The 22,523-nt window shown below is 71.6% G+C and carries 21 protein-coding genes; 19 read left to right on the forward strand and 2 right to left on the reverse strand.

Annotated features, from left to right (window positions below; genetic code table 11):
- Nucleotides 1-67: 67 nt before the first annotated feature.
- Entirely contained in the window at nucleotides 68-505 is a 438-nt protein-coding gene (locus tag FHU36_RS37675) for a hypothetical protein (protein ID WP_185088804.1), read from the reverse strand.
- Nucleotides 506-749: 244 nt separating this feature from the next.
- Between FHU36_RS37675 and FHU36_RS37680 the strand changes: the two genes are divergently transcribed.
- Complete coding sequence (locus FHU36_RS37680; protein ID WP_185088805.1) at nucleotides 750-1,841, forward strand: glycosyltransferase family protein; 1,092 nt, start codon at nucleotides 750-752, stop codon at nucleotides 1,839-1,841.
- Entirely contained in the window at nucleotides 1,838-3,499 is a 1,662-nt protein-coding gene (locus FHU36_RS37685) for a glycosyltransferase (protein ID WP_312892106.1), read from the forward strand. The genes FHU36_RS37680 and FHU36_RS37685 overlap by 4 nt, the downstream gene beginning before the upstream one ends.
- Before the next feature lie 219 nt (nucleotides 3,500-3,718).
- Here FHU36_RS37685 and FHU36_RS37690 read toward each other — a convergent pair whose 3' ends face one another.
- A complete protein-coding gene (locus FHU36_RS37690) occupies nucleotides 3,719-5,296 on the reverse strand; it encodes a glycosyltransferase family 2 protein (RefSeq protein ID WP_246503066.1) in 1,578 nt (525 codons plus the stop codon).
- A gap of 145 nt (nucleotides 5,297-5,441) precedes the next feature.
- Between FHU36_RS37690 and thrC the strand changes: the two genes are divergently transcribed.
- From thrC to FHU36_RS37775, 17 genes are all read left to right on the forward strand, one after another.
- On the forward strand, nucleotides 5,442-6,500 hold the full coding sequence (thrC, locus tag FHU36_RS37695) for a threonine synthase (RefSeq protein WP_185088806.1): 1,059 nt from the start codon (nucleotides 5,442-5,444) through the stop codon (nucleotides 6,498-6,500).
- A 169-nt stretch (nucleotides 6,501-6,669) separates the two neighbouring features.
- Nucleotides 6,670-7,602, forward strand: a complete 933-nt coding sequence (gene thrB / locus FHU36_RS37700) for a homoserine kinase (protein WP_246503067.1) — start codon at nucleotides 6,670-6,672, stop codon at nucleotides 7,600-7,602.
- A 456-nt stretch (nucleotides 7,603-8,058) separates the two neighbouring features.
- Nucleotides 8,059-10,116 carry a transcription termination factor Rho gene (gene rho / locus FHU36_RS37705; protein ID WP_185088808.1) on the forward strand — a complete coding sequence of 686 codons (2,058 nt, stop codon included), beginning with the start codon at nucleotides 8,059-8,061 and terminating at the stop codon, nucleotides 10,114-10,116.
- A gap of 344 nt (nucleotides 10,117-10,460) precedes the next feature.
- Nucleotides 10,461-10,679, forward strand: coding sequence for a 50S ribosomal protein L31 (gene rpmE, locus FHU36_RS37710; RefSeq protein ID WP_101784095.1), 219 nt, complete (start codon nucleotides 10,461-10,463; stop codon nucleotides 10,677-10,679).
- A gap of 96 nt (nucleotides 10,680-10,775) precedes the next feature.
- Nucleotides 10,776-11,828, forward strand: a complete 1,053-nt coding sequence (gene prfA / locus FHU36_RS37715; protein ID WP_185088809.1) for a peptide chain release factor 1 — start codon at nucleotides 10,776-10,778, stop codon at nucleotides 11,826-11,828.
- Nucleotides 11,825-12,679: a peptide chain release factor N(5)-glutamine methyltransferase gene (gene prmC / locus FHU36_RS37720; RefSeq protein WP_185088810.1), complete on the forward strand. Its 855-nt coding sequence runs from the start codon at nucleotides 11,825-11,827 to the stop codon at nucleotides 12,677-12,679. The genes prfA and prmC overlap by 4 nt, the downstream gene beginning before the upstream one ends.
- Before the next feature lie 10 nt (nucleotides 12,680-12,689).
- Complete coding sequence (locus tag FHU36_RS37725; protein WP_185088811.1) at nucleotides 12,690-13,337, forward strand: L-threonylcarbamoyladenylate synthase; 648 nt, start codon at nucleotides 12,690-12,692, stop codon at nucleotides 13,335-13,337.
- A 90-nt stretch (nucleotides 13,338-13,427) separates the two neighbouring features.
- A complete protein-coding gene (locus FHU36_RS37730; protein WP_185088812.1) occupies nucleotides 13,428-15,842 on the forward strand; it encodes a hypothetical protein in 2,415 nt (804 codons plus the stop codon).
- Nucleotides 15,842-16,219 (forward strand): hypothetical protein, encoded by a 378-nt coding sequence (locus tag FHU36_RS37735; RefSeq protein WP_185088813.1) that lies wholly within the window; start codon nucleotides 15,842-15,844, stop codon nucleotides 16,217-16,219. The genes FHU36_RS37730 and FHU36_RS37735 overlap by 1 nt, the downstream gene beginning before the upstream one ends.
- A gap of 290 nt (nucleotides 16,220-16,509) precedes the next feature.
- Nucleotides 16,510-17,775, forward strand: a complete 1,266-nt coding sequence (gene glyA, locus FHU36_RS37740) for a serine hydroxymethyltransferase (RefSeq protein ID WP_185088814.1) — start codon at nucleotides 16,510-16,512, stop codon at nucleotides 17,773-17,775.
- Between the two features lie 57 nt (nucleotides 17,776-17,832).
- Nucleotides 17,833-19,119, forward strand: coding sequence for a glycosyltransferase family 4 protein (locus FHU36_RS37745; protein WP_185088815.1), 1,287 nt, complete (start codon nucleotides 17,833-17,835; stop codon nucleotides 19,117-19,119).
- A 129-nt stretch (nucleotides 19,120-19,248) separates the two neighbouring features.
- Complete coding sequence (locus tag FHU36_RS37750; RefSeq protein WP_185088816.1) at nucleotides 19,249-19,668, forward strand: Cg1360 family ATP-synthase-associated protein; 420 nt, start codon at nucleotides 19,249-19,251, stop codon at nucleotides 19,666-19,668.
- 68 nt (nucleotides 19,669-19,736) lie between these two features.
- Nucleotides 19,737-19,952: an AtpZ/AtpI family protein gene (locus FHU36_RS37755; protein ID WP_185088817.1), complete on the forward strand. Its 216-nt coding sequence runs from the start codon at nucleotides 19,737-19,739 to the stop codon at nucleotides 19,950-19,952.
- Nucleotides 19,953-20,022: 70 nt separating this feature from the next.
- Nucleotides 20,023-20,817, forward strand: a complete 795-nt coding sequence (gene atpB, locus FHU36_RS37760; protein ID WP_185088818.1) for a F0F1 ATP synthase subunit A — start codon at nucleotides 20,023-20,025, stop codon at nucleotides 20,815-20,817.
- Nucleotides 20,818-20,888: 71 nt separating this feature from the next.
- Nucleotides 20,889-21,119 (forward strand): ATP synthase F0 subunit C, encoded by a 231-nt coding sequence (gene atpE / locus FHU36_RS37765; protein WP_101784104.1) that lies wholly within the window; start codon nucleotides 20,889-20,891, stop codon nucleotides 21,117-21,119.
- Between the two features lie 34 nt (nucleotides 21,120-21,153).
- On the forward strand, nucleotides 21,154-21,705 hold the full coding sequence (locus FHU36_RS37770; protein WP_185088819.1) for a F0F1 ATP synthase subunit B: 552 nt from the start codon (nucleotides 21,154-21,156) through the stop codon (nucleotides 21,703-21,705).
- Nucleotides 21,705-22,514, forward strand: a complete 810-nt coding sequence (locus FHU36_RS37775) for a F0F1 ATP synthase subunit delta (RefSeq protein WP_185088820.1) — start codon at nucleotides 21,705-21,707, stop codon at nucleotides 22,512-22,514. The genes FHU36_RS37770 and FHU36_RS37775 overlap by 1 nt, the downstream gene beginning before the upstream one ends.
- Nucleotides 22,515-22,523 lie beyond the last annotated feature (9 nt).

Genomic DNA, 22,523 nt, shown 5'->3' on the forward strand with positions numbered 1-22,523 from the left:
CTCGACGCGTACCCGTTCCCGGCGCGGCCGGTTCGCCGCCAGGTCCCCGCTGCGTACCCGCGCCACGTCAGACCCGGCCCTGGGCCAGCGCGCGGACCTCCGCGCGCAGCTCGTCCAGCTCGTGGGCGCGGGCCATGGCGTTGACCCGGTCCTCGCCCAGGGAGGCGAGGATCGCGGTGAGGTCCTCGTCGCGGCGCGCACCCGACGCCTCGACCGCCGCCGCCACGCGGTCCAGTTTCGCGTCGATGCGCTTGAGCGCCGTCGCGGTCCTGGCCAGCTCGTTCTCGTGCTTCTTGACCCGCTGGTCGATGCGCTGGGCCTTGCCGTCCAGCCGGCGCACGCTCATCAGCAGGACGGCGAGGACGGCCAGGGCGATCAGGAACGCTCCCGTGGCTGCCGCCGCGCCCAGCGCCATCAGGCCGCCGAGCACGAGCGCCGTGAGCACGACGACGACCAGGACTCCGAGGATTGCGGCGATCATCGCCAGCCTGCGAGGCGAGAGCATCCGCGCTTACCTTTCGTCGAGATCATTAATCGGTCATCGGGGATTTATTTACAGCTTAATCAACTTAAACCACTACAGTGCCATAACATCCTTAGCGGTCACTGGGAACGACCGCAGCTTTACCTGCGAGGCTTTCCGCCGTGGCGGGCGCTCCCCGCCTACGCCTCAATCGGACAGGCGTGCCGGACGGGCGTAAGGTAGGCGCCGACTGAGTCGCCGAGCCCGGTCGAGGAGCACTCCACGCATGACCGTCACCCCCTGCGGTTTCACGCGCACGCCCGAGAAGGGGCTCGCCCGTCTCCACTGGAGCGAGGCCGGGTGGGCGGTCGACGGTCACGTGCCCGACGTGGCCGAGCTGCGCCCGTTGCGCGGCCTGGAGATCGAGTGGCCGACCGAGCCGGTGCCGCTCGACGGCCTGCTGGCGCTCGCGGCGGCCGGCGTGCCGCTGGCCGGCCCCGAAGCGGCCGGCACCCTGCCCCCCGGCTGGGTGCCGGAGAGCCTGGCGCGGCTGCTCGCCGACCGCGCCTGGTTACGCCACGTCCCCGACGGCACCGCGCGCTGCCTGGCCGACCTGCGGCGCGAGGAGCACAGCGTACGGCTGCGCCGCCTGGCCCACCGCCTCCCGGGCACACCCGCGATCAGCGTCGTCATGGCCACCATGCGCCCGGCCCTCGTCGCCGGCGCGCTCGCCCAGATGGCCCGCCAGCGCGGCGTCCAGGTGGAGGTGCTCCTGGGCCTGCACGGGGTGCCGTTCGAGCGGGTGCGCCACGCGGTCGAGGGCGCCGGGCTGCCGGTGGCCTGGGTGGAGGCGGACGCCGACGTGCCGTTCGGACAGGTGCTCAACGACGCCGCGGCGCTCGCCGGCGGCGACTACGTGGCCAAGTGGGACGACGACGACTGGTACGGCCCCGACCACCTCGCCGACCTCGTGATGGCCACCGCCTACTCCGGGGCCGACGTGGTCGGCACGGCGGGGGAGTTCCTCTACCTGGAGCCGCTGCACACCACGATCCGGCGCACCACGTTCGCCAGCGGCGCCGCGTACAAGAGCGAGGTGTGGTCCGACCACGTGGCGGGCGGCACGATCCTCACCTCCCGGGCGAAGTTTCATGACATCGGGGGCTTTCCTGCCCAGCCCCGGGCGGTGGACCGCGACTTCCTCAAGGCCGCCACCGAGGCGGGCGCGCGCGTCTACCGCACCCACGGCCTCGGCTACGTGCTGCGGCGCACGCTCAGCGGCGGGCACACCTGGCAGCTCCCGCTCGCCCACTTCCTGAAGGTCGCCTCCAGCCAGTGGCGGGGGTTCCGCCCGAGCCTGCTGATGGAGGCCGCGTGACCGCCTTCCCCTATCCCGTACGGCCGGCGGGCGACCGGGAGCGGGTGCGCGGCAACGACTACCGCGTGCTGCGGCCCCCGGCCGGCTTCGAGCCCACGCTGCGGGTCAGCGTGGTCGTCCCCGCCTACGGCGGTCAGGACAAGCTCGACCTCGTGCTGGCCGCGCTGGCCAGGCAGAGCTATCCGGCCGAGCTGATCGAGGTCCTCGTCGTCGACAACGGCAGCTCGCCGCCGCTGCGCCTGCCGGAGGAACGCCCGCGCGACACCCGGCTGATCGTCTGCGGGACACCCGGCCGGGCCAGCGCGCGCAACGCCGGCCTGGCCGAGGCGAGCGGCGACGTCGTCCACTGGCTCGACTCCGACGTTCTCCTCACGCCCGGCGCGATCGAGGCGCACATGCGCTGGCACCACGCCGCGCCCTACCTCGTCGTCACCGGCTACATCCGCTTCACCGACGCCCCCGTACCCGCCGAACTGCCCGACGACCTGGAGCAGGCGTTCGAGCCCGCCGAGCCGCACGGCTGGATCGTCGAGCTGGTCGAACGCACCGGCGGCCTCACCGACAACCCGCAGCGCCCGTTCAGCCTGCACGTGGGCGGCGCCACCTCGGTCGGGGCCCGGCTCGTCGAGGCGGCCGGGCCGATGGACGAGGACCTGATCCTCGGCCAGGACACCGAGCTGGGCTACCGCCTCGCGCAGGCGGGCGCCGTGTTCGTCCCCGAGCCGGCCGCCCGCGCCTACCACCTCGGGCCCACCATGCGGATGCGTGACAAGGAGCCCATCGACCGGGTGAGCCACGCGTTCGTGGCCGATCGCATCCCCGCCTACCGGTGGCTGCGCTCGCATCCGGGCCGCCAGTGGAAGGTGCCGTACGTGGCGGCCGTCGTGGACGGCACGGCCGGGTACGAGAGCGTGCGGTCCACCGTGGACGCGCTGCTCGCCGGGACCGTGCCGGACGTCGAGGTCGTGGTCGTCGGCCCGTGGGACACGCTGGACCGCGACCGCCGCGCCCCCCTCCGCGATCCCGCCCTGGACCTGGTGCTCGTCCACGGCCACTACCTGCACGACGGCCGGGTCCGGCTGGCGACCGCCGCCGACGTCGATCCCGCCGTGCCGTACGTGCTGCGCCTGCCGCCCGGCTGGGTGCCCGGCGAGGACAGCCTCGCCCGGCTCCTCGACCTGTGCCGCGACGAGGGGTACGGCCTGGTGAACGTGCTGCTGCACGAGTCGCCGGACGGCGTGGTGGCCGCCCGCCTCGAACGCGTCGCCGCCTTCGCCCGCGCCTGCGTCGTGCTGGAGCCCGGCGAGGACCTGGACGACGCGGTGGACGACGTGTCCGGCGTGACCTGGGTGGAGGGGGAGACCTACGGGTTCGGCGCCGAGCCCGCCGAGATCCCCGGCCGCCGCAGCGCCCACCGCGCCAGGACGGAGGCCCGCGCCGAGGCGGAACGCCTGGCCAAGGAGGCCGAACGACTGCGTGCCCAGGTGACCAAGTGGCGCGACGAGGCGGCGCGGTGGCGCAAGAGCGCCGTCGAACTGCGGCGCGAGGTCGGCACCCTCCGCCGCCAGCTCGCCGCCGCCAACCGGGCCCAGCAGGGCCTGCGCGTCCTCGTGGCCACCACCGTCCGCCGCGCCCTGAGCCGCAAGAACCGCACCTGACCGACCTCGCCGCGCACCAGGGGAGACGCCCTCACCTCCGCAACGCACGGGGTCACGCTGCTCGGGGGGCCGCCCCTCTCGGGAGGGGCGCGCACCTCGGAATGGCCACCCCCTCCTGAGGAAGGAGTTCCCCTTCCGGAGCGGCGCGCTCGCTCCTGGAGGGCCGTCACGACGGAGCGTCCAGGTGGCGGCGCGGATGGCGAGGCCGGGGCGGGCGGGTCAGTCGGGGCGCAGGGCCGACTTCAGGCGGCCCAGCAGCGTGCGTTCCGCGGGAGTCCGTGAGGCGGGCACCACCGCGCCCACCGGCTGGGCGGGCTGCTTCACGGCGGGCTCGCCCGGTTCGGCCGCGCCACCCCCGCTGCCGCCACCCGCGCCAGGGCGGGCCGATGCCGGCGCGGCCGGGGCCGGCGCGGCCGGGGCCGGCTTGGCCGGAGGCGCGGGCCAGTAGCGGTCCGGCGGCACGTGCCGTACTCCGTGGGTGACCGCGATGACGTCGTCCAGGTCGTCGCCCGGCGCGGCGAGCAGCAGCGCCCGCCCCAGGGCGGAGGTGCGCTCCAGCCTGGCCGTGCGCCCGTCGGGCAGGTCCACCACCAGCACGCCCGTCAGGTCCTTCTGCACCGTCTCCACCATCCGCTCCAGCGTCGAGCGGTGCAGCGGCACGTCCACCGGCCCGCGGTAGCGGAACGGCGCGGGCGCGGGCGTCGGCGCCGCCTCGTCGATGAGCCGGATCCGCTCGTCGTGCGCGAACAGGTCACGCATCAGCCGCAGCTCGAAGCGCGGGTCGGACAGCACCGAGCGCCGCCCGTCGTGCAGCCGCGCCCACGGTCCCACCAGCGTCACCACCACGTCCTGCAGCGCACCGTCCAGCGCCGCCGCCACCGCCCGCCGTACGACGGTCTCGGAGGTGTCGCCCACGTCCAGCACGATCTCGACGTACGGCACCAGCCACCGCCGGCCCGCGTCCTTGCGCAGGTCTCGCCGGAGCGGGATGCGGTGCGCGAGGTACGGCTCGACGGCCCGTACGGCCCGCTCGCGGTCGCGGTGCTGCGCCGGCAGCCCCAGATGCACCGCCTGGGCCTCCAGGTCGGGGATGAACACGACTCCGTGCATGGCCAGCCGGTACGCGAACTCGGTGTCCTCGCCCCGCACGACGGTCGGATCGAGACCGCCCACCGCGTGGAAGACGTCCCTGGGCAGGGCGAAGGTCGGCCCCGTGCACACGTGGTAGGGATTGCGGCTCCTGCGCAGCCCGTCGGTCTTGGCGATCGTCGCCTCGGTCGAGCTGGCCACCGCCTTGTCCAGCGCGAACACCTCACCGAGGTCCCGGGCCCGGTACACCTCGGCGGCGGTCAGCGGCGGCACCTCGACGAACTTCTTCATGCCGATCGTGACCAGGTAGTCGGTCAGGTGATGCCAGCGGGCCAGCGCCTCGATGTGTTCGCGGCAGGCGACCATGTCGGAGTCGAGCCGCTGGATGATCTCGCCGTCGGCGGCCCGGGCGCCGGTGTTGACGGCGTTGGAGATGCCCCAGCCCGTCTCGACCCTGACCAGGCGGGTGTTGACCGGCCGGATCTCCGGCAGCCGGATCGGCGGCTCGCTGCCGTCGTCCACGACCAGGACCTCCATGAGGTGGTCCGGGTACGTCTGCGCCGCGAGTGCGGCCAGCGTCAGCTCCAGGTGCGGCCCGCCGTGCGCGGGCACCACCACGCTCACGGACAGGGCGGGCGACCAGGTGCCGAGTTCCGGCGGCTGAAGCGGAGAAAAGTCGTTCTGCGTCATGGCAGGACGCGCGTTCATGTGGTGACCCCCTGGCGGGCACTTTATCGGGAGAACCGGAGAATTTCCGCAAATGCGGGATCTTGTGGCCGCGGCTGGACTCCGTTCGATGGCGCGTCGCGGCACCCCGTACACTCGGGCCCAACACCGCAGGTAGGGAGTCATCATGAGCAGGGCGTGGCGTGGCCTCATCGAGGAGTACCGAGAGCGTCTTCCGGTCACCACGAAGACGCCGGTCGTCACGCTGCTGGAAGGCGGCACGCCGCTGTTGCCCGCGCGCCGCGTCTCGGCGCTCACCGGGTGCGACGTCTACCTGAAGGTCGAGGGCGCCAACCCGACGGGCAGCTTCAAGGACCGCGGCATGACCATGGCCATCAGCAAGGCCCTCGAAGAGGGGGCCAAGGCGGTCATCTGCGCCTCCACCGGCAACACCTCGGCCTCCGCCGCCGCCTACGCCGTGCGCGCCGGCCTCACCTGCGCCGTCCTGGTGCCCCGGGGCAAGATCGCGATGGGCAAGCTGGCCCAGGCGCTCGTCCACGGCGCGACGCTGCTGCAGGTCGAGGGCTCGTTCGACGACTGCCTGGAGATGACGCGCAAGCTGTCGTCCAGCTACCCGATCGCGCTGGTCAACTCCGTCAACCCGTTCCGGCTGCAGGGCCAGAAGACGGCCGCGTTCGAGATCGTCGACACGCTCGGTGACGCGCCCGACATCCACTGCATCCCGGTGGGCAACGCCGGCAACATCTCGGCCTACTGGATGGGCTACCAGGAGTACGCGGCCGACAAGCTGGCGACTCGCACGCCCCGCATGTTCGGGTTCCAGGCCAGCGGCGCGGCGCCCATCGTGATCGGCGCCCCGGTGACCCGGCCGCAGACGATCGCCACCGCCATCCGCATCGGCAACCCCGCCTCCTGGCAGCTCGCCGTCGCCGCCCGCGACGAGTCGGGCGGCGACATCCAGTCGGTCACCGACCGCCAGATCGCCGCCGCGTACAAGCTGCTGGCCCAGGAGGAGGGCGTCTTCGTCGAGCTGGCCTCGGCGGCCAGCGTGGCCGGCCTGCTCCAGGCCCACGCCCAGGGGCGGATCGAGCCCGGTCAGCGGATCGTCTGCACGGTCACCGGCAACGGGCTCAAGGACCCCGACTGGGCCATCTCGGGCGCGCCGGCCCCGGTCACCGTGCCCATCGACGTGCACGCCGCCGCCGCGGCCCTCGGCCTGGCCTGACGCACGGCACCCGCCGCGCCGCCTCCCGCGGGAGCCGTACGGACCGTTCGGTGGGCGTGTTCGCCGAACGCGTACGCCCACAAGTCAACAGCAGCCTCACCGGCGCGGCGCGGCGCACGCCCGCCCGGCGAAGGCGGACGAAAGGGAAGTCTGACCAATGAGCACCGTGATGGTCCGCGTGCCGGCCACGTCGGCCAACCTCGGGCCGGGGTTCGACACGCTGGGACTGGCGCTGGGGCTGCACGACGAGGTCGAGGCGCGGCTGACCGCCGAGCCCGGCGTCCGGGTGGCCGTCGAGGGCGAGGGGGCCGGTGAGCTGGACCTCGGCGAGGGCCACCTGATCGTCACGGCCATGCGCAGGACGTTCGACCGCATGGGCGTGCCCCAGCCCGGCGGGATCGAGGTGCGCTGCCGCAACGTCATCCCGCACGCCCGCGGCCTCGGCTCGTCCTCGGCCGCGATCTGCGCGGGAATCCTCGCAGCCCGCGCCCTCGCCCCCGAGGCCGCGCGCGCCGCGACGCAGGAGCGGGCAGCCGAGCCGGAGCTGACCGACGACGAGGTGTTCCGGCTGGCCACGGAGATGGAGGGGCACCCCGACAACGTGGCTCCGTGCCTGGCCGGAGGCCTGACGGTGGCCTGGACCGACCACTCCGGAGCACCGCGTATGGTGAAACTGGTCCCTGATGCGCGCATCCGCCCCGTCGTGTTCGTTCCGTCGACGCGGCTGGCCACGGAGACCGCACGAGGACTGCTTCCGAAGGACGTGCCCCACAAGGACGCCTCCTTCAACGCCGGCCGGGCCGCGCTGCTGATCGCCGCGCTGACCCAGCGGCCGGATCGGGGGTTGCTGCTCGCGGCGACGGAAGACCGGCTCCACCAGAGCTACCGCGCGCCTGCGATGCCGCGCAGCGCGGATCTGGTAGAACGTCTGCGTGCGGTGGGCGTGCCTGCGGTCGTGTCCGGAGCGGGTCCCACTGTCCTCGCGTTTTCGACACCGGATTCGCAGGATTTGATCGCACCAGAAGTGGGTAATGACTGGCACATCCAGCTAATGGACGTCGACCAGGTCGGTGCGTACGTTCAGTTTCCCGAGACACGCTGATGCCTCTCTAGACCTTCAGGGAATAGCCGTGTGCGCTGGTGATGTTAGGCTGATAGCCGCACCAGATGCCCCCTTGGTGGGTGCGTGCTTGTCAGCCACACATCGCTGCATCATGCTTCACGTCGCGAGGCGTGAGCAGCGCGGCTGTCTCCCCGGAATCCGTTGCCTCCGGTTGGCCCACACCCGGTTGGCCCAACGTGAGGCGGCGACGACGGGGATCTGCGCGTTCGAATCACCTCGACATCTGGCTGGCGACAGCAATCTGGGGGGTGTCCTCCACGCGCCACCGTCCTGTGGCGGCCTGGACGAGCCCCTCCCCAAGAGTGGCGACCGTCCCCAGCGGCGGCCGAAGATCGCAAAGTGCACCCCGACCCGGTCTGTCCCGCCGGATCGAAGCACCTCCGGGACGCCCGGCAGAAACCAACCGGCGCCCGACCCCTGGGAAGGACCTTTTAGTTGAGCGACACCACCGAACTCCTCTCCGACGCATCAGGCTCGCCTGCGCAGCCGGCGTCCGGCGACACCCCCACCCGTGCCGCGGCCAAGCCGCGCGCGCGTCGCTCCGGCACCGGCCTGTCCGCCAAGGTGCTGCCCGAGCTGCAGAAAATGGCTGCTGAGCTGGGCATCAGCGGCACCGGGCGCATGCGGAAGAGCCAGCTCATCGCGGCCATCCAGGAGAAGCAGGGCGTCGGCACCGCAGACACCGCGCCCGCTCCCGCAGCCGAGGCGCCGGCCGTGACGGCCGCTGCCGACCCGGCGCCCGCCGCTGAGCGGCCGGCCCGCAGTCGCCGCGAGCGTTCCCGCGCCAAGACCGCCGATGACGCTGCCCCGCAGGCCGCCGAGCCGGTGGCCGCGCAGGCCACTGCCGCCGCCACCGCCGCCGCCCCGGCGACGGCTCCGGCCGCCGAGCCCGCCGTCGCGCCCGCCGAGCCGGTCGTCGAGCCGGCAGCGCAGCTCGCCGACTCCGGTCAGGGCGACCAGCGTGGCGATCGCGGCGAGAGCCGCCGCGAGCGTCGCGGTCGCGGCGAGCGCCGCGAACGCGGCGAGCGTGGCGAGCGCGGCAGCGACCGCTCCGGCGACCGGTCCGGCAACGACCGTGGCGAAGGCGGCCGTGGCGAGAGCGGCGGCCGTGCCGACCAGCGCGCCGCCGACAGCGGAGCCCGCGCCGACCAGCGTGGCGACCAGCGCAGTGACCGTGGCGACCGTGGTGACCGCAGTGACCGTGGTGACCGCGGCGACCGTGGTGACCAGCGCGTCGACCAGCGGGGCGACGACGACGAGCGCGGCGGGCGCGGGCGTCGTGGCCGCTTCAGGGAGCGCAACCGCGGCCGCGGCCGTGACCGCTTCGACAGCAGCGAGCCCGTCATCGGCGACGACGACGTGCTCATCCCGATCGCCGGCATCCTCGACATCCTCGACAACTACGCGTTCGTCAGGACGAGCGGCTACCTGCCGGGCAGCAACGACGTCTACGTCTCGCTCGCCCAGATCCGTCGCAACGGTCTGCGCAAGGGCGACGTCATCACCGGTGCCGTCCGCCAGCCGCGCGATGGCGAGCGCCGCGAGAAGTTCAACGCCCTGGTCCGCCTCGACACCGTCAACGGCATGGACCCGGACCAGGCCCGCAACCGGCCCGACTTCAACAAGCTGACGCCGCTCTACCCGCAGGAGCGCCTGCGCCTCGAGACCGAGCCGAACATCCTCACCACGCGGATCATCGACCTCGTCTCGCCGATCGGCAAGGGCCAGCGCGGCCTCATCGTCTCCCCGCCCAAGGCCGGTAAGACGATGGTGCTGCAGTCGATCGCCAACGCGATCACCCGCAACAACCCCGAGTGCCACCTCATGGTCGTGCTCGTGGACGAGCGGCCCGAAGAGGTCACCGACATGCAGCGGTCGGTCAAGGGCGAGGTCATCCACTCGACCTTCGACCGTCCCGCCGAGGACCACACCACGGTCGCCGAGCTCGCCATCGAGCGGGCCAAGCGCCTGGTGGAGCTGGGCCACGACGTGGTCGTCCTGCTCGACTCGATCACCCGCCTCGGCCGCGCCTACAACCTGGCGGCTCCGGCGTCCGGTCGTATCCTGTCGGGTGGTGTCGACTCCACGGCCCTCTACCCGCCCAAGCGCTTCTTCGGCGCCGCCCGCAACATCGAGAACGGCGGCTCGCTGACGATCCTCGCCACGGCCCTGGTCGAGACCGGGTCCAAGATGGACGAGGTCATCTTCGAGGAGTTCAAGGGCACCGGCAACATGGAGCTCAAGCTCAACCGCTCCCTGGCCGACAAGCGCATCTTCCCCGCGGTGGACGTCGACGCCTCCGGCACCCGTAAGGAAGAGATCCTCATGGGCAAGGACGAGCTCCAGATCGTCTGGAAGCTCCGCCGGGTGCTCCACGCGCTCGACATGCAGCAGGCTCTGGAGCTTCTCCTGGAGAAGATGAAGGAGACCAAGTCCAACGCCGAGTTCCTCCTGCAGGTCCAGAAGACCACGGTGAGCAACGACCGCGACTGAGGCGCGTAAGAGAAGGGGCGGCCGGGTTTCTCCCGGCCGCCCCTTCTTCATGTCGTCGACCGGCGGGTCACGGCCCGCCGCCCGCCCACTCCCAGGCGTGCCCGCCCCCTCAGGGCCTGACGTCCACGAACTCCTGCGGCGAGAGCGCGCCGCGCACCTCCTGACCGCGCACCAGGCGCACGAGGCGTACCAGGCGCACCGGATCGGGGATCGGGGGAATGCCTCGTGGCCTGGGAAGGTTGAAGGATCTGGCACACTGGTAGCTGACCCGTAGCGGTTCCGGCTCCCGCCGCGCATGAGGCGCACATCAGGCGACCCGGCGACCGCACCCCGAAAGGACAGCGATGAAGCCCGACATCCACCCTGACTACCACGTCACCCAGGTCACCTGCACCTGCGGCAACAGCTTCACCACCCGCAGCACCGCCAAGAACGGCGTCATCCACGCCGACGTGTGCTCGGCCTGCCACCCGTTCTACACGGGCAAGCAGAAGATCCTCGACACCGGTGGCCGGGTGGCCCGCTTCGAGAAGCGTTTCGGCAAGAAGGCCTCGGGCAAGTAGCTTCACCGACGCCGGCCCGGATGCACCTCAGCAGTGCGCCGGGTCGGCGTTGTTGGTGAAACGGCCCCGCACCCACCCACGCCCCAAGGACCCACGGTGAACCTCGACGAGTTGCTCAAGGAGTATTCCGAGCTGGAGCTGCAGCTCGCCGATCCCGCCGTGCACGCCGACCAGCACAAGGCCCGCACGCTCGGCAGGCGCTACTCCCAGCTCACCCCGATCGTCGCCACCTACCGCGAGCTCGACGCGGCCCGCGACGACCTGACCGCCGCCAAGGAGCTGGCGGGGGAGGACGAGGGGTTCGCGGCCGAGGCCGCCGAGATCGCGGCGCGCATCCCGCAGCTGGAGGAGCGTCTCAAGCACCTGCTCATCCCGCGCGATCCCAACGATGACAAGGACATCATCATGGAGATCAAGGCGGGCGAGGGCGGCGAGGAGTCGGCGTTGTTCGCCGGCGACCTGCTGCGCATGTACCTCCGCTACGCCGAGCGGATCGGCTGGAAGACCGAGGTCATCGACAGCCAGCCCTCCGACCTGGGCGGCTACAAGGACGTCACGGTCGCCATCAAGGCCAAGGGCGACGACGGCGTGTGGTCCAGGCTCAAGTACGAAGGCGGCGTCCACCGCGTCCAGCGGGTCCCCGTCACCGAGTCGCAGGGCCGCATCCACACCAGCGCCGCCGGCGTGCTCGTCTACCCGGAGGCCGAGGACGTCGAGGTCCAGATCGACCCCAACGACCTGCGCATCGACGTCTACCGCTCCAGTGGCCCCGGCGGCCAGAGCGTCAACACCACCGACTCGGCGGTCCGCATCACGCACCTGCCGACCGGTGTCGTCGTCTCCTGCCAGAACGAGAAGAGCCAGCTCCAGAACAAGGAGTCCGCGATGCGCATCCTGCGCGCCCGGCTGCTGGCCATCGCCCAGGAGGAGGCCGACGCCGCGGCCCAGGCCGAGCGCAAGTCGCAGGTCCGCACCGTCGACCGCTCCGAGCGCGTGCGCACCTACAACTACCCCGAGAACCGCATCTCCGACCACCGCGTCGGCTTCAAGGCGTATAACCTCGACCAGGTCCTCGACGGCGAGCTCAACGCCGTCACCCAAGCCCTCATCGATGCCGAGATGGCGGAGAAGCTCGCACAACACTCATGACATTTCTGCTGGACGAGATCGCGCTCGCCACCGCTCGGCTGGCCGAGGCAGGTGTGCCCTCGCCGCGCACGGACGCGGAGGAGATCGCGGCATTCGTTCACGGCGTGCGCAGGAGCGAGCTCCACACGGTCAAGGACGCCGACTTCGACGCGCTGTTCTGGGAGGGCGTCGCCCGCCGCGCGGCCCGTGAGCCGCTGCAGCACATCACCGGCCACGCCTACTTCCGCTATCTCGAGCTCGAGGTCGGGCCCGGGGTGTTCGTGCCGCGGCCCGAGACCGAGGTCATGGCCGGCTGGGCCATCGAGACGCTGCGCGCGATGGACGTCACCGCCCCGCTCGTCGTCGATCTCGGCACCGGCTCCGGCGCGATCGCGCTGTCGATCGCCCAGGAGGTCGCGCTCGCCGAGGTGCACGCCGTCGAGGTCGATCCCGGCGCCTACTCCTGGGCCAAGCGCAACATCTCCGAGCACGGCCAGGGCCGCGTCCAACTGCACCCCGAAGACCTGGCGGAGGCCTTGCCCGAGCTCAACGGCACGGTCGACCTCGTCATCTCCAACCCTCCGTACATTCCGCCCGGCGCCGTCCCTCGCGACCCCGAGGTGCGCGAGTACGACCCGACCCGAGCCCTCTACGGCAGCGGCGGCGACGGTCTCGGCGAGGTCCGGGCTGTCGAGCGCACCGCCCGCCGGCTGCTGCGCCCCGGTGGCTGGGTCGCCGTCGAGCACGCCGACGAGCAGGGCAGGGCCGTCTACCTGACGTTCCCCGAGGACAACGGCTGGCGAGACGTACGTCTGCGCCAGGACTTGACCCGCAGAGACCGCTTCGTCACCGCGAGGCTCGGCCAGGACTAGGATGCACGCCGTGACCAGACGCTTTGACTGCACGGACCTCGAACAACGAGCCGAGGGCCTGACCGAGGCCGCCACCGCCGTCCGCCGCGGTGAGCTCGTGGTGCTCCCGACGGACACCGTGTACGGCATCGGTGCCGACGCGTTCACGCCCGCGGCGGTCACCGCGCTGCTCGACGCCAAGGGCCGGGGCCGCGACATGCCGCCGCCCGTCCTCGTCGGCACCGTCCGGGCCGCCACCGCGCTGGTGGAGGACCTCGGCCCGTACGGGCAGGACCTCATCGACGCCTTCTGGCCCGGCCCGCTCACGCTGGTGTGCAAGGCCAACCGGGCGCTGTCGTGGGACCTGGGCGACACCAAGGGCACAGTGGCGGTGCGCATGCCGCTCCACCCGGTCGCCCTCGACCTGCTCAAGGAGACCGGCCCGATGGCCGTCTCCAGCGCCAACCGGTCCGGCTCGGCCGCCGCCGTCACCGCCCAGGAGGCCGAGGAGCAGCTCGGCGACACGGTCGCCGTCTACCTCGACGGCGGCGCCACCACCGACCACACCCCCTCCACGATCCTCGACCTCACCACGGCCGTGCCGCGGCTGCTGCGGCGTGGGGCGATCCCCGTGGAGAAGCTGCGTGGCATCATCGGCTACGTCGCGACCGACGGTTGACGCCATACCGTCTGCTTATCCCGGCTGCGGTGGCGCCCGGGTCATGCCTACGGTGACTTCCGGAGCGGTCACGACGTCCGGGAGTAGCCCATGGGCAAGTTCGACGGCATGGACCCTGAGCTGGTGCGTGACCTGCTGGCCGAGCTCAAGCGCGCGGCCGAGCAGTTGCGCACCACCGAGGGGCGGGTCACCCAGGTCCTGAGCCGCGCGGGCGTGTCCGTCCAGACGACGCACCGGCCCGTCCAGGTGGCCGACGCCGCCGACGCCATGACCAAGGACGTACGGACCCGGCTCGGGCTGCTGGAGAAACGCGCCGGCGAGCCCCGCGACCCGGGCACCGGCTCCGACACCCCGAAGAACGGCGACACCCCCAAATCGGGGGAGGACGCGAAGAAGGGTGACGAGGGCAAGAAGGGCGACGTCCCGAAGACGGGGGACGAGACCAAGAAGGGCGACGAAGCCAAGACCGGCGACACCCCGAAGACCGGCGACGACGCGAAGAAGGGCGACGCCCCGAAGGCGGGGGAGGACGCGAAGAAGGGTGACGAGGCCAAGACCGGCGACACCCCGAAGACCGGCGACGACGCGAAGACCGGCGACGCCCCGAAGACGGGGGACGACGCGAAGAAGGGCGACACCCCGAAGGGCGAGACCCCTCGCGACACCAAACCCGACGCCGGCCCCATCGACCCTCCGAAGGACGACAAGCCGGCCAATGACGACGCCAAGACCGGCGGCGAGGACGCCAAGACCGGTGACAAGGGCGACCGGACGGGTGACCAGGGCGACGACGGCAGGCGCTGCGAGGACGACGGCAAGACGGGCGACGCCACCAGACCACGCGACGACGGCGCCACCCGCGACGACCGCGGCACCGACGCCGGGCGCGACCAGCCCGTGGACACCCCGGCCAAGGACCACCCGGACGACCAGGACCCGCAGAGGCCCCGGGTCGTCGTCGTGGACGGCGTGAAGGTCCTGCAGGTCCCCATCGACCCGCCCACCGCCGCCGAACTGAGCGACCTGCTCGAAAACCTCGACGAGTTCCAGCCCATCGAGATGCCGACCCCCACGGACGACGCCCGCACCGGCGAGACCGGAACCCGCCCACCCGCCGACACCAGGACCGGCAACGGCGTGGCCTCCGTCGACGTCCGGCCTCCGGACGCCGCCACGTTACGGAACATCGTCGACAACGCCCGTGACATCCGCCCGGTCGACATGCCGACGGTGGACGTTCCGCCGGGCGCGTACGGCCAGGACGAGTGGGGCTCCAGGAACGTCCGGCCCGACGTCCGGCCCGATGCCCAGCCCGACGTCCGGCCCGATGTCCGGCCCGGCGCGGTGGACCCCGGCACGCCGCCGTCCCAGAGCACCGGCGTCCAGCCTGGCACCGTCCCCCCGCCGACCCCCATCGCCGACTCCCCGAACGGCGGCTCCGCCGACCCGACGCCAGGCCAGGACCCCTGCCCACCCGCCGACCGCGACACCCCGACCCCCCGCGACACCACCCCCGACCGCGACACCCGCACAGACCGCGACACCCGCACAGACCCGGGCACCGACCGTGACGGCCGTGGCGACGCGAGTACGACGCCCGACCGTGACACCCCCACCGGCTCGGAGGCGAGGCCGGAGCGGGACTCCCCGGCGGACGGGGACACCACCCGAGGCCGTGACGCACCCGCAGCCACCGACCCGAGGCGGGACGGTTCCACCGGCACGCCCCCCGACCTGGGCGTCCCCGTGGCCATCGACCCCACACCCCCGGCCGGATCCGAAGCCACCCCACGCACGGGCGACGGCACAGGCGCGGACACCGGGACGGGCACGGACACGGGGACGGCCAAGGACACCGGGACAGGCTCGGACACCGGATCGGGCAAGGACGGTACCGGCACGGATGCCAGGCCGGGGACGGATGACAGGTCGGACAGCAGGACGGGCACGGGTAACGGCGTGGGCACAGGCGGCCGCGCGGAGACGCCCGCCTACCCGGCCCCAGAGAGCCCTCTGACGGTCGCCGACCGAAGCGGGCCGGACAGTTCTCCGGACGGGGTCGTCGCCGCGGACGGTGGCCCCTGGTACCGCGACGGCGCCGGGATTGCTGCAGGAGAGGGCGACCCCTGGTACCGCGACGGCGCCGGGGTGGTCGCAGGAGAGGGCGACCCCTGGTACCGCGACGAGGGCGACGTGGCCGCCGTGCGGGCAGTCCCTCTCGACCCCGACGGCGTCATCACCCTGGTCGGCCACGACAGCGGCATCCCGCCGCAGGACCTGCAGCCTGCCGGGGGCCCGCCCGCCGAGGCGCGGCCCGACGAGATGCCGTCCGGCGCGCACGGCCAGGGGGAGCCGGTACTCAGAGCGGCCGAACACGCTTATCGACCTGACCACGCCGACGCCGACCCCGACCACGCCGACCAAGCCGACCACGCCAATGCCGACCATTACGGACCGCCCGGAACCGTGGATCTCGGCGTACCCGGCAGGGAAAGGAGCGTGTGATGTACGCGGACCCGCCCGCACCCCAGCCCATGCGGCCCGGCGAGAGCCCGCCCGCCACACCCGGCGCCAACCCGCTGGACCCGCAGCCGCGAGCGTGGGAGTTCAACCCCGAGTACCAGCGCCTGGTCACTGCCTGGCAGACCGTGCTGCCGCTGCTGGAGAACATCACCACGGCCCTCGACAAGGCCTACCGGCAGGCCCGGAGCCCGCAGACCTGGGAGGCCCCCGTAGGCGAACGCTATGTGGAGGACATCGCCGCCTGGCGCTCCAGGCTGGCCCTCTACCGGCAGGCCGTGCTCACCGCGATCAGCGACGAGGCGGCCGACACCCCCCGCTGGATCCCCAGCAAAGCGGGCGCGCCCCACGCCTTCTCGTAGGAGCCCCCTGCCTCGGCCAGGCCCACCGGAACAAGACGGGGCCATGCGACGGCGTGCCGCGAGAGGCAGCTGGGTGGGGTTGTGTCGCGAGGGGCCGGCTGGGTGGGGGCGTCCCGCGCAGCCCGGATGCCCCGCGAAGCCCGAATGGCTCCGCGAAGCGCAGACGTCCGTGCGGAGCCAAGGACGTCGGGGTCGAGGCGGGCTGGGGTTCCAGGGCGTGGCGGGGGAGGTGGGGGAGGCCGGTGCGGGGATGTGTGGGCAAAACAGACACTCGCCTTTAGAGTGGAGAAATGGGTCCACAGCCCTACTACGGCCCCGATTTCGGCCTGCTCCAGCGGCAGGACCCCGAGCTGGCCCAGGTGCTGCTCGACGAGCTGGAGCGGGTACGCGGCGGCCTCCAGCTCATCGCGAGCGAGAACTTCACCTCGCCCGCCGTCCTCGCCGCCCTCGGCTCCACCCTCACCAACAAGTACGCCGAGGGCTACCCGGGCAGGCGCTACTACGGCGGCTGCGAGGTCGTGGACCGGGCCGAGCGGCTGGCCGTCGACCGGGCCCGCGAGCTGTTCGGGGCCGAGCACGCCAACGTCCAGCCGCACTCCGGCGCGACGGCCAACCTGGCCGCGTACGCGGCGCTGCTGCAGCCGGGCGACACGATGCTGGCGATGGCGTTGCAGCACGGCGGCCACCTCACCCACGGCTCCAAGGTGAACTTCTCGGGAAGATGGTTCGACGTCGTCTCGTACGGGGTGCGACGTGACAGCGAACTCATCGACTACGACGAGGTGCGCGAGCTGGCGCTGCGGCACCAGCCGAAGCTGATCGTGTGCGGCGCCACCGCCTACCCCCGGCTGCTGGACTTCGCCGCCTTCCGCGGCATCGCCGACGAGGTGGGCGCCTGGCTGCTCGCCGACGTGGCGCACCCGATCGGGCTGATGGCGGGCGGTGCCATCCCGTCGGCGGTGCCGTACGCGGACGTCGTGACCTTCACCACGCACAAGACGCTGCGCGGCCCGCGCGGCGGCGGCATCCTGTGCACGGCCGAGCTGGCCGCCAGGATCGACCGGGCGGTGTTCCCGTTCATCCAGGGCGGGCCGCTCATGCACGCCGTCGCGGCCAAGGCGGTGGCGTTCGGTGAGGCGATGCGGCCCGACTTCGGCGAGCACACCAGGCAGGTGACCGCCAACGCGCGGGCGCTGTGCGACGCGCTGGCGGCGGAGGGCATGCGGCCGGTCGCGGGCGGCACCGACACCCACCTGGCGCTGATCGACCTGCGTGACCTCGGGGTATCGGGGGCCGAGGCGGAGCGGCGGTGCGCGGCGGCCGGGATCACGCTCAACCGCAACGCGATCCCGTATGATCCGGAACCTCCGGCGGTCGCGTCCGGGATCCGGGTCGGCACGGCGTGCGCGACGACCCAGGGGATGGGACCGGAGGAGCTGAAGGAGGTCGGGATGCTGGTGGCGCAGGCCGTGCGGGATCCCGGTGCGGCACCCGCCGTGCGCGAGCGCGTGGCGGCGCTGCTGGCCATCCATCAGCCATATCTCAGCGAATATTAAGCTGGTCTGTGTCGTTTTCCGGTCACAGCGGGCCGGAGCATCCGGGAAACTAGGTCCGTGCGCGAATACCTGTTCATGGCGCTCGTTGCGGCAGCGGTGACATACCTCCTCGTCCCGCTGGTTCGCCGCTTCGCCATCCGCATCGGGGCCGCTCCGGAGATCCGCGAGCGCGACGTGCACACCACGCCGACGCCGCGGCTGGGCGGCCTGGCGATGTACGGCGGGCTGGTCGCGGGGCTGCTGGTGGCGAGCGAGCTGGCCTACACCGGCCAGGCGCTGCGCGAGGGCGACGGCCACACCGTGACGGCCCTGCTCATCGCCGGCGGCATCATCACGGTCACCGGGTTCCTGGACGACTGGTGGGGGATGGATCCCTTCATCAAGCTCGCCGGCCAGATCGCGGCGGCCGGGGTGCTCGTCTACTACGACCTGCGGCTGGTCTACATCCCGCTGCCCAAGGACTGGGGCGGCTCCACGAGCCTCGACTACACCCTGAGCACCATCATCACCATCCTCGTGGTGGTGGTCACGATCAACGCGGTCAACTTCGTCGACGGGCTCGACGGCCTGGCGGCGGGGATCGTGTGCATCGCGGCCATGTCCACGTGGGCCTACTCGATCCTGCTGTCGCAGAGCATCAGCGGCAACAACATCACCACCACGGCGGGCATCGCCGCCATCCTCATCGGCACCTGCCTGGGGTTCCTGCCGCACAACTTCCACCCGGCCAAGATCTTCATGGGCGACACGGGCGCCATGCTGATCGGCCTGGTCCTGGCCTCCTCGATCGTCACGGTGACGCCGCTCGACCCGGCGGTCATCGAGGACATGAACAAGTTCGCGGTGCTGCTGCCGCTGCTGCTGCCCGCGGCGGTGCTGGTGCTGCCGCTGGTCGACCTCATCACCGCCGTCGTGCGGCGCACCTCCTACGGCATGTCGCCGTTCGCGCCCGACCGCGGCCACCTGCACCATCGGCTGATGGACATCGGCCACTCCCACCGGCGTTCCGTCCTCATCATGTACGCGTGGGCGTTCCTGTTCGCGTTCGGCATCGTCGCGATGTCCTGGCGCGGTGTGCCGGTGCTGCTGTTCCCCGTGGTGATCCTGCTGGCCATCGGCGTGCTGGTGCTCATGGCGGCCCCGCGCTGGCGCGGCCGGGGCGGGCTGCGCTCGCGGGGCAAGCGGCCGACCGACGACGACGGCGGCCCGCCCACCGGTCCGATGCCGCCCATCCTGCCGGAGTCCGAGGCCAGGCCGGGGGCGCGCCCGGTCCAGGAACCGCCGCAGGAGCGCGCCAGCGCCGAGGGGAAACCGGTCATTCCCGCCTATCCGAGCCGTTCATGATCGCGAACTAGAAACGGCAGGTAAAAGCGGTCTTCTGTGAGCTTGTGATATCTTTCACGAGCAAGGGCCTCCATTGCACGCGCTCTGGGGGTAGCAAACGCTCGCTTGACAACTTTCCTGGGAGCACCGATGCAGGCCAACGACGTGCGCGTCCTCAAGAGCGCCGCGCTGCCCACCCTGGCGGTGGGGGCGGTCGCCGTGGTCGTGGCGCTCGGTGTCGCCGGCGGCAAGGGCGCGCTCGGCGCCGCGATCGGCGTGCTGCTCGTCGGGGCGTTCTTCAGCGTCAGCGTGGTCGCCGTGAGCTACGCCGCGAAGGTGTCGCCCCAGGTCATGGCCATGGCGGCGATGGGCAGCTACCTCGTCAAGGTGATCGTCATCATGGTGATGCTGGCCACGTTCGGCGACACCACCGCGTGGAATCCCAAGGCCTTTGCGTGGTCCGTCGTGCTCTGCACGATCATCTGGACCGCCTTCGAGGTCCGCGCCTTCGTGAAGACCAAGATGCTGTACGTGGACCCCGACGCCTCGGTCCCCGGAAAGGGTGACTGATGAGCCTGACCAACGGGCCGGGTCCGATATGACTAGTCCTCCGCTCGCCTGCTATCGTCGGGCGCGCGATGAGCGAACAGGAACGCCGGCCGGAGGACGACGGTCAGGACTTCGCCAACGCCGCATGGTCGATCCCCAGCTATCTGCTCGCCGGGATGGCGGTCTATGGCGGTGGTGGCTGGTTGCTGGACCGTTGGCTCGACACGTCCGCGTTCTTCCCCATAGGCATCGTCCTGGGGGTCGTGCTGTCCGTCTACCTGGTCTACCGGAAGTACGGTCGCTAGCCCAGCGCAGCGATCGCTTCGCCGCTGAGGAAACCCTTGTGATCCACTACGACGTTGAAGGGAACGCCGCGTGAATGCGCTGACGGTCCTCGCTCCCAAAGATCAGTTCGGGGCTCCAACGCCCGACGAGCTGTTCACCCTGCCCCCCATCATCCCGGGGGTCGACTGGTTCACCAAGCCGGTCCTTCTCGCTCTCCTCAGCGCCGTCGTGGTGATCGGCTTCTGCTGGGCGGCCTTCGCCAGTCCCAAGGTGGTCCCGCGGGGCGTCCAGAACGTCGCCGAATACGGCTACATGTTCGTCCGCGACCAGGTCGCCCGCCCCTTCCTGGGCAAGGACGCCGACCGGTGGATGGGCCTGCTCGTCAGCATCTTCTTCCTGGTGCTGATCTGGAACGTCATGGGCGTCGTCCCGGTGGTCCAGTTCCCGGTGGCCTCGCACATCGCCTTCCCGGCCGTGCTCGCGCTGTCCATCTATGCGCTCAAGGTCTACCTGGGCATCAAGCACCAGGGCGGCGTCGGCTACTTCAAGAACATGATGTTCCCCCCGGGGCTGCCGAAGCCGATCTACCTGCTGCTGGCCCCGATCGAGTTCCTGTCGAACATGATCATCGCGCCCTTCACGCACGCGGTGCGACTGTTCGCCAACATGTTCGCCGGCCACATGCTCCTGGCGTTCTTCAGCATGGTGGGCTTCTGGTTCCTCTTCGAGAAGCTGACGCCGCTCGGCGCGCCCATCGGCGTCCTCGGTGTGGTGATGACCATCATCCTCACCGGCTTCGAGATGTTCATCCAGTTCCTGCAGGCATTCCTCTTCGCGATGCTGGCCGCGATGTACATCGGCGGCGCGCTGCACGCAGAGCACTGAGAACCACATACCGGATAAGTCCAGACCGGTGAGACTCCGCTTCACCGGCCGTCCAGTAAAGGAAAACAGCAATGAGCGTTCTCGCTGAGGTCTCCGGCAACGTCACCGCCATCGGTTACGGTCTCGCCGCCATCGGCCCCGGCATCGGCGTCGGCATCATCTTCGGTCAGGGCGTGCAGGCCATCGCGCGCCAGCCCGAGGCTTACGGCCTGATCCGCCAGAACATGCTCCTCGGCTTCGTCCTCACCGAGGCCCTCGCCCTGATCGGTCTGGTCGCGCCGTTCATCTTCGCGAACCTCTAAAGACCAGAAGAATCCCTGACGAAAGGCTGCACCCATGACCATGGCAGCTACGCTCCTCGCGGCGGAAGGGGGCGCCAACCCCCTCATCCCGCACGTCTACGAGCTCGTCGTCGGTATCTTCGCGTTCCTCGTCGTCTTCTTCGTCGTCGGCAGAATGCTCGTCCCGCGGATCCAGAAGACGCTGGCCGAGCGCACCGACGCCATCGAGGGCGGCATCAAGAGGGCGGAGGAGGCCCAGGCCGAGGCGCAGGTGCTGCAGCAGCAGTACCGCGACCAGCTGGCCGAGGCCAGGCAGGACGCCGCTCGGCTCCGTGAGGAGGCCCGCGAGCAGGCCGCCCAGATCAAGGCAGAGCTCCGCGAGGAGGCGCAGGCCGAGGCCCGCCGCCTCATCGAGGCCGCGCACGCCCAGATCGAGGCGGACCGGCAGCAGGCGTTCGCCCAGCTCCGTGCGGAGGTCGGCCGCCTGTCCACGGACCTGGCCAGCCGCATCGTCGGCGAGTCCCTGGAGGACGAGGCCAGGCAGCGTCGCACCGTCGACCGGTTCCTCGACGAGCTCGAGAGCTCCAGCGCGCAGGCGGTGCGCTAATGAGAGGGCTGAGCAGAAGCTCGCTGGTGGAGGTCGAGGAGCGCTTCAACGCGGTGGCGGGAAGCGCTGACCTCGGCACGCTCTCCGACGAGCTGTTCGCGATCGCGGACCTGCTCGACCGTGAGCCCGGCCTGCGCCGTGCCCTGTCCGACCCCGCCCGGCCCGCCGAGGCGAAGGCCCGGACGGCGCGCACGCTGCTCGCCGGCAAGGTCGGCGAGGCCGCGATCGCCACCACCGAGGCCGCGGTGTCGGCTCGGTGGTCCCGCGCCGGCGACCTCGCCGACGTGCTCGAACGGCTCGGTGTCATCGCCGCGGCCGCCGAGGCCGAGGGGCAGGGCACCCTCGACGAGGTGGAGGACGAGCTCTTCCGCTTCGGCCGTGTCATCGCCGCCAACCCCGCCCTGCGCCGCGCACTGTCCGACGCGGCGGCCCCCGAGGAGGGCAAGCGGCAGCTGCTGCGCGACCTGCTCGGCAACAGGGCGGCGCCGACCAGCCTGCGCCTCATCTCGCAGGTGGCAGTACATCCGCGAGGACGTAGCCTGGAGACGGGCCTGGAGGCGTTCGGCCAGCTTGTGGCGCAGCAGCGCCAGCGCTATGTCGCGGTGGTGCGCAGCGCCGTCGAGCTGACCGAACAGCAGCGGCAGCGCCTGGCGACCTGGCTGCGCACCTCCTACGGCCGCGACGTGCACCTGAACGTCGAGGTGGATCCGCGAGTGCTCGGTGGCTTCTCGGTCCGCATCGGCGACGAGATCATCGACACCACCATTGTGGGACGAATCGAAGAAGTCCGCCGCCGGTTGGCCGGCTAGGCGAAGAGG

This window comes from Nonomuraea muscovyensis, from assembly GCF_014207745.1.
Classification (GTDB): domain Bacteria; phylum Actinomycetota; class Actinomycetes; order Streptosporangiales; family Streptosporangiaceae; genus Nonomuraea; species Nonomuraea muscovyensis.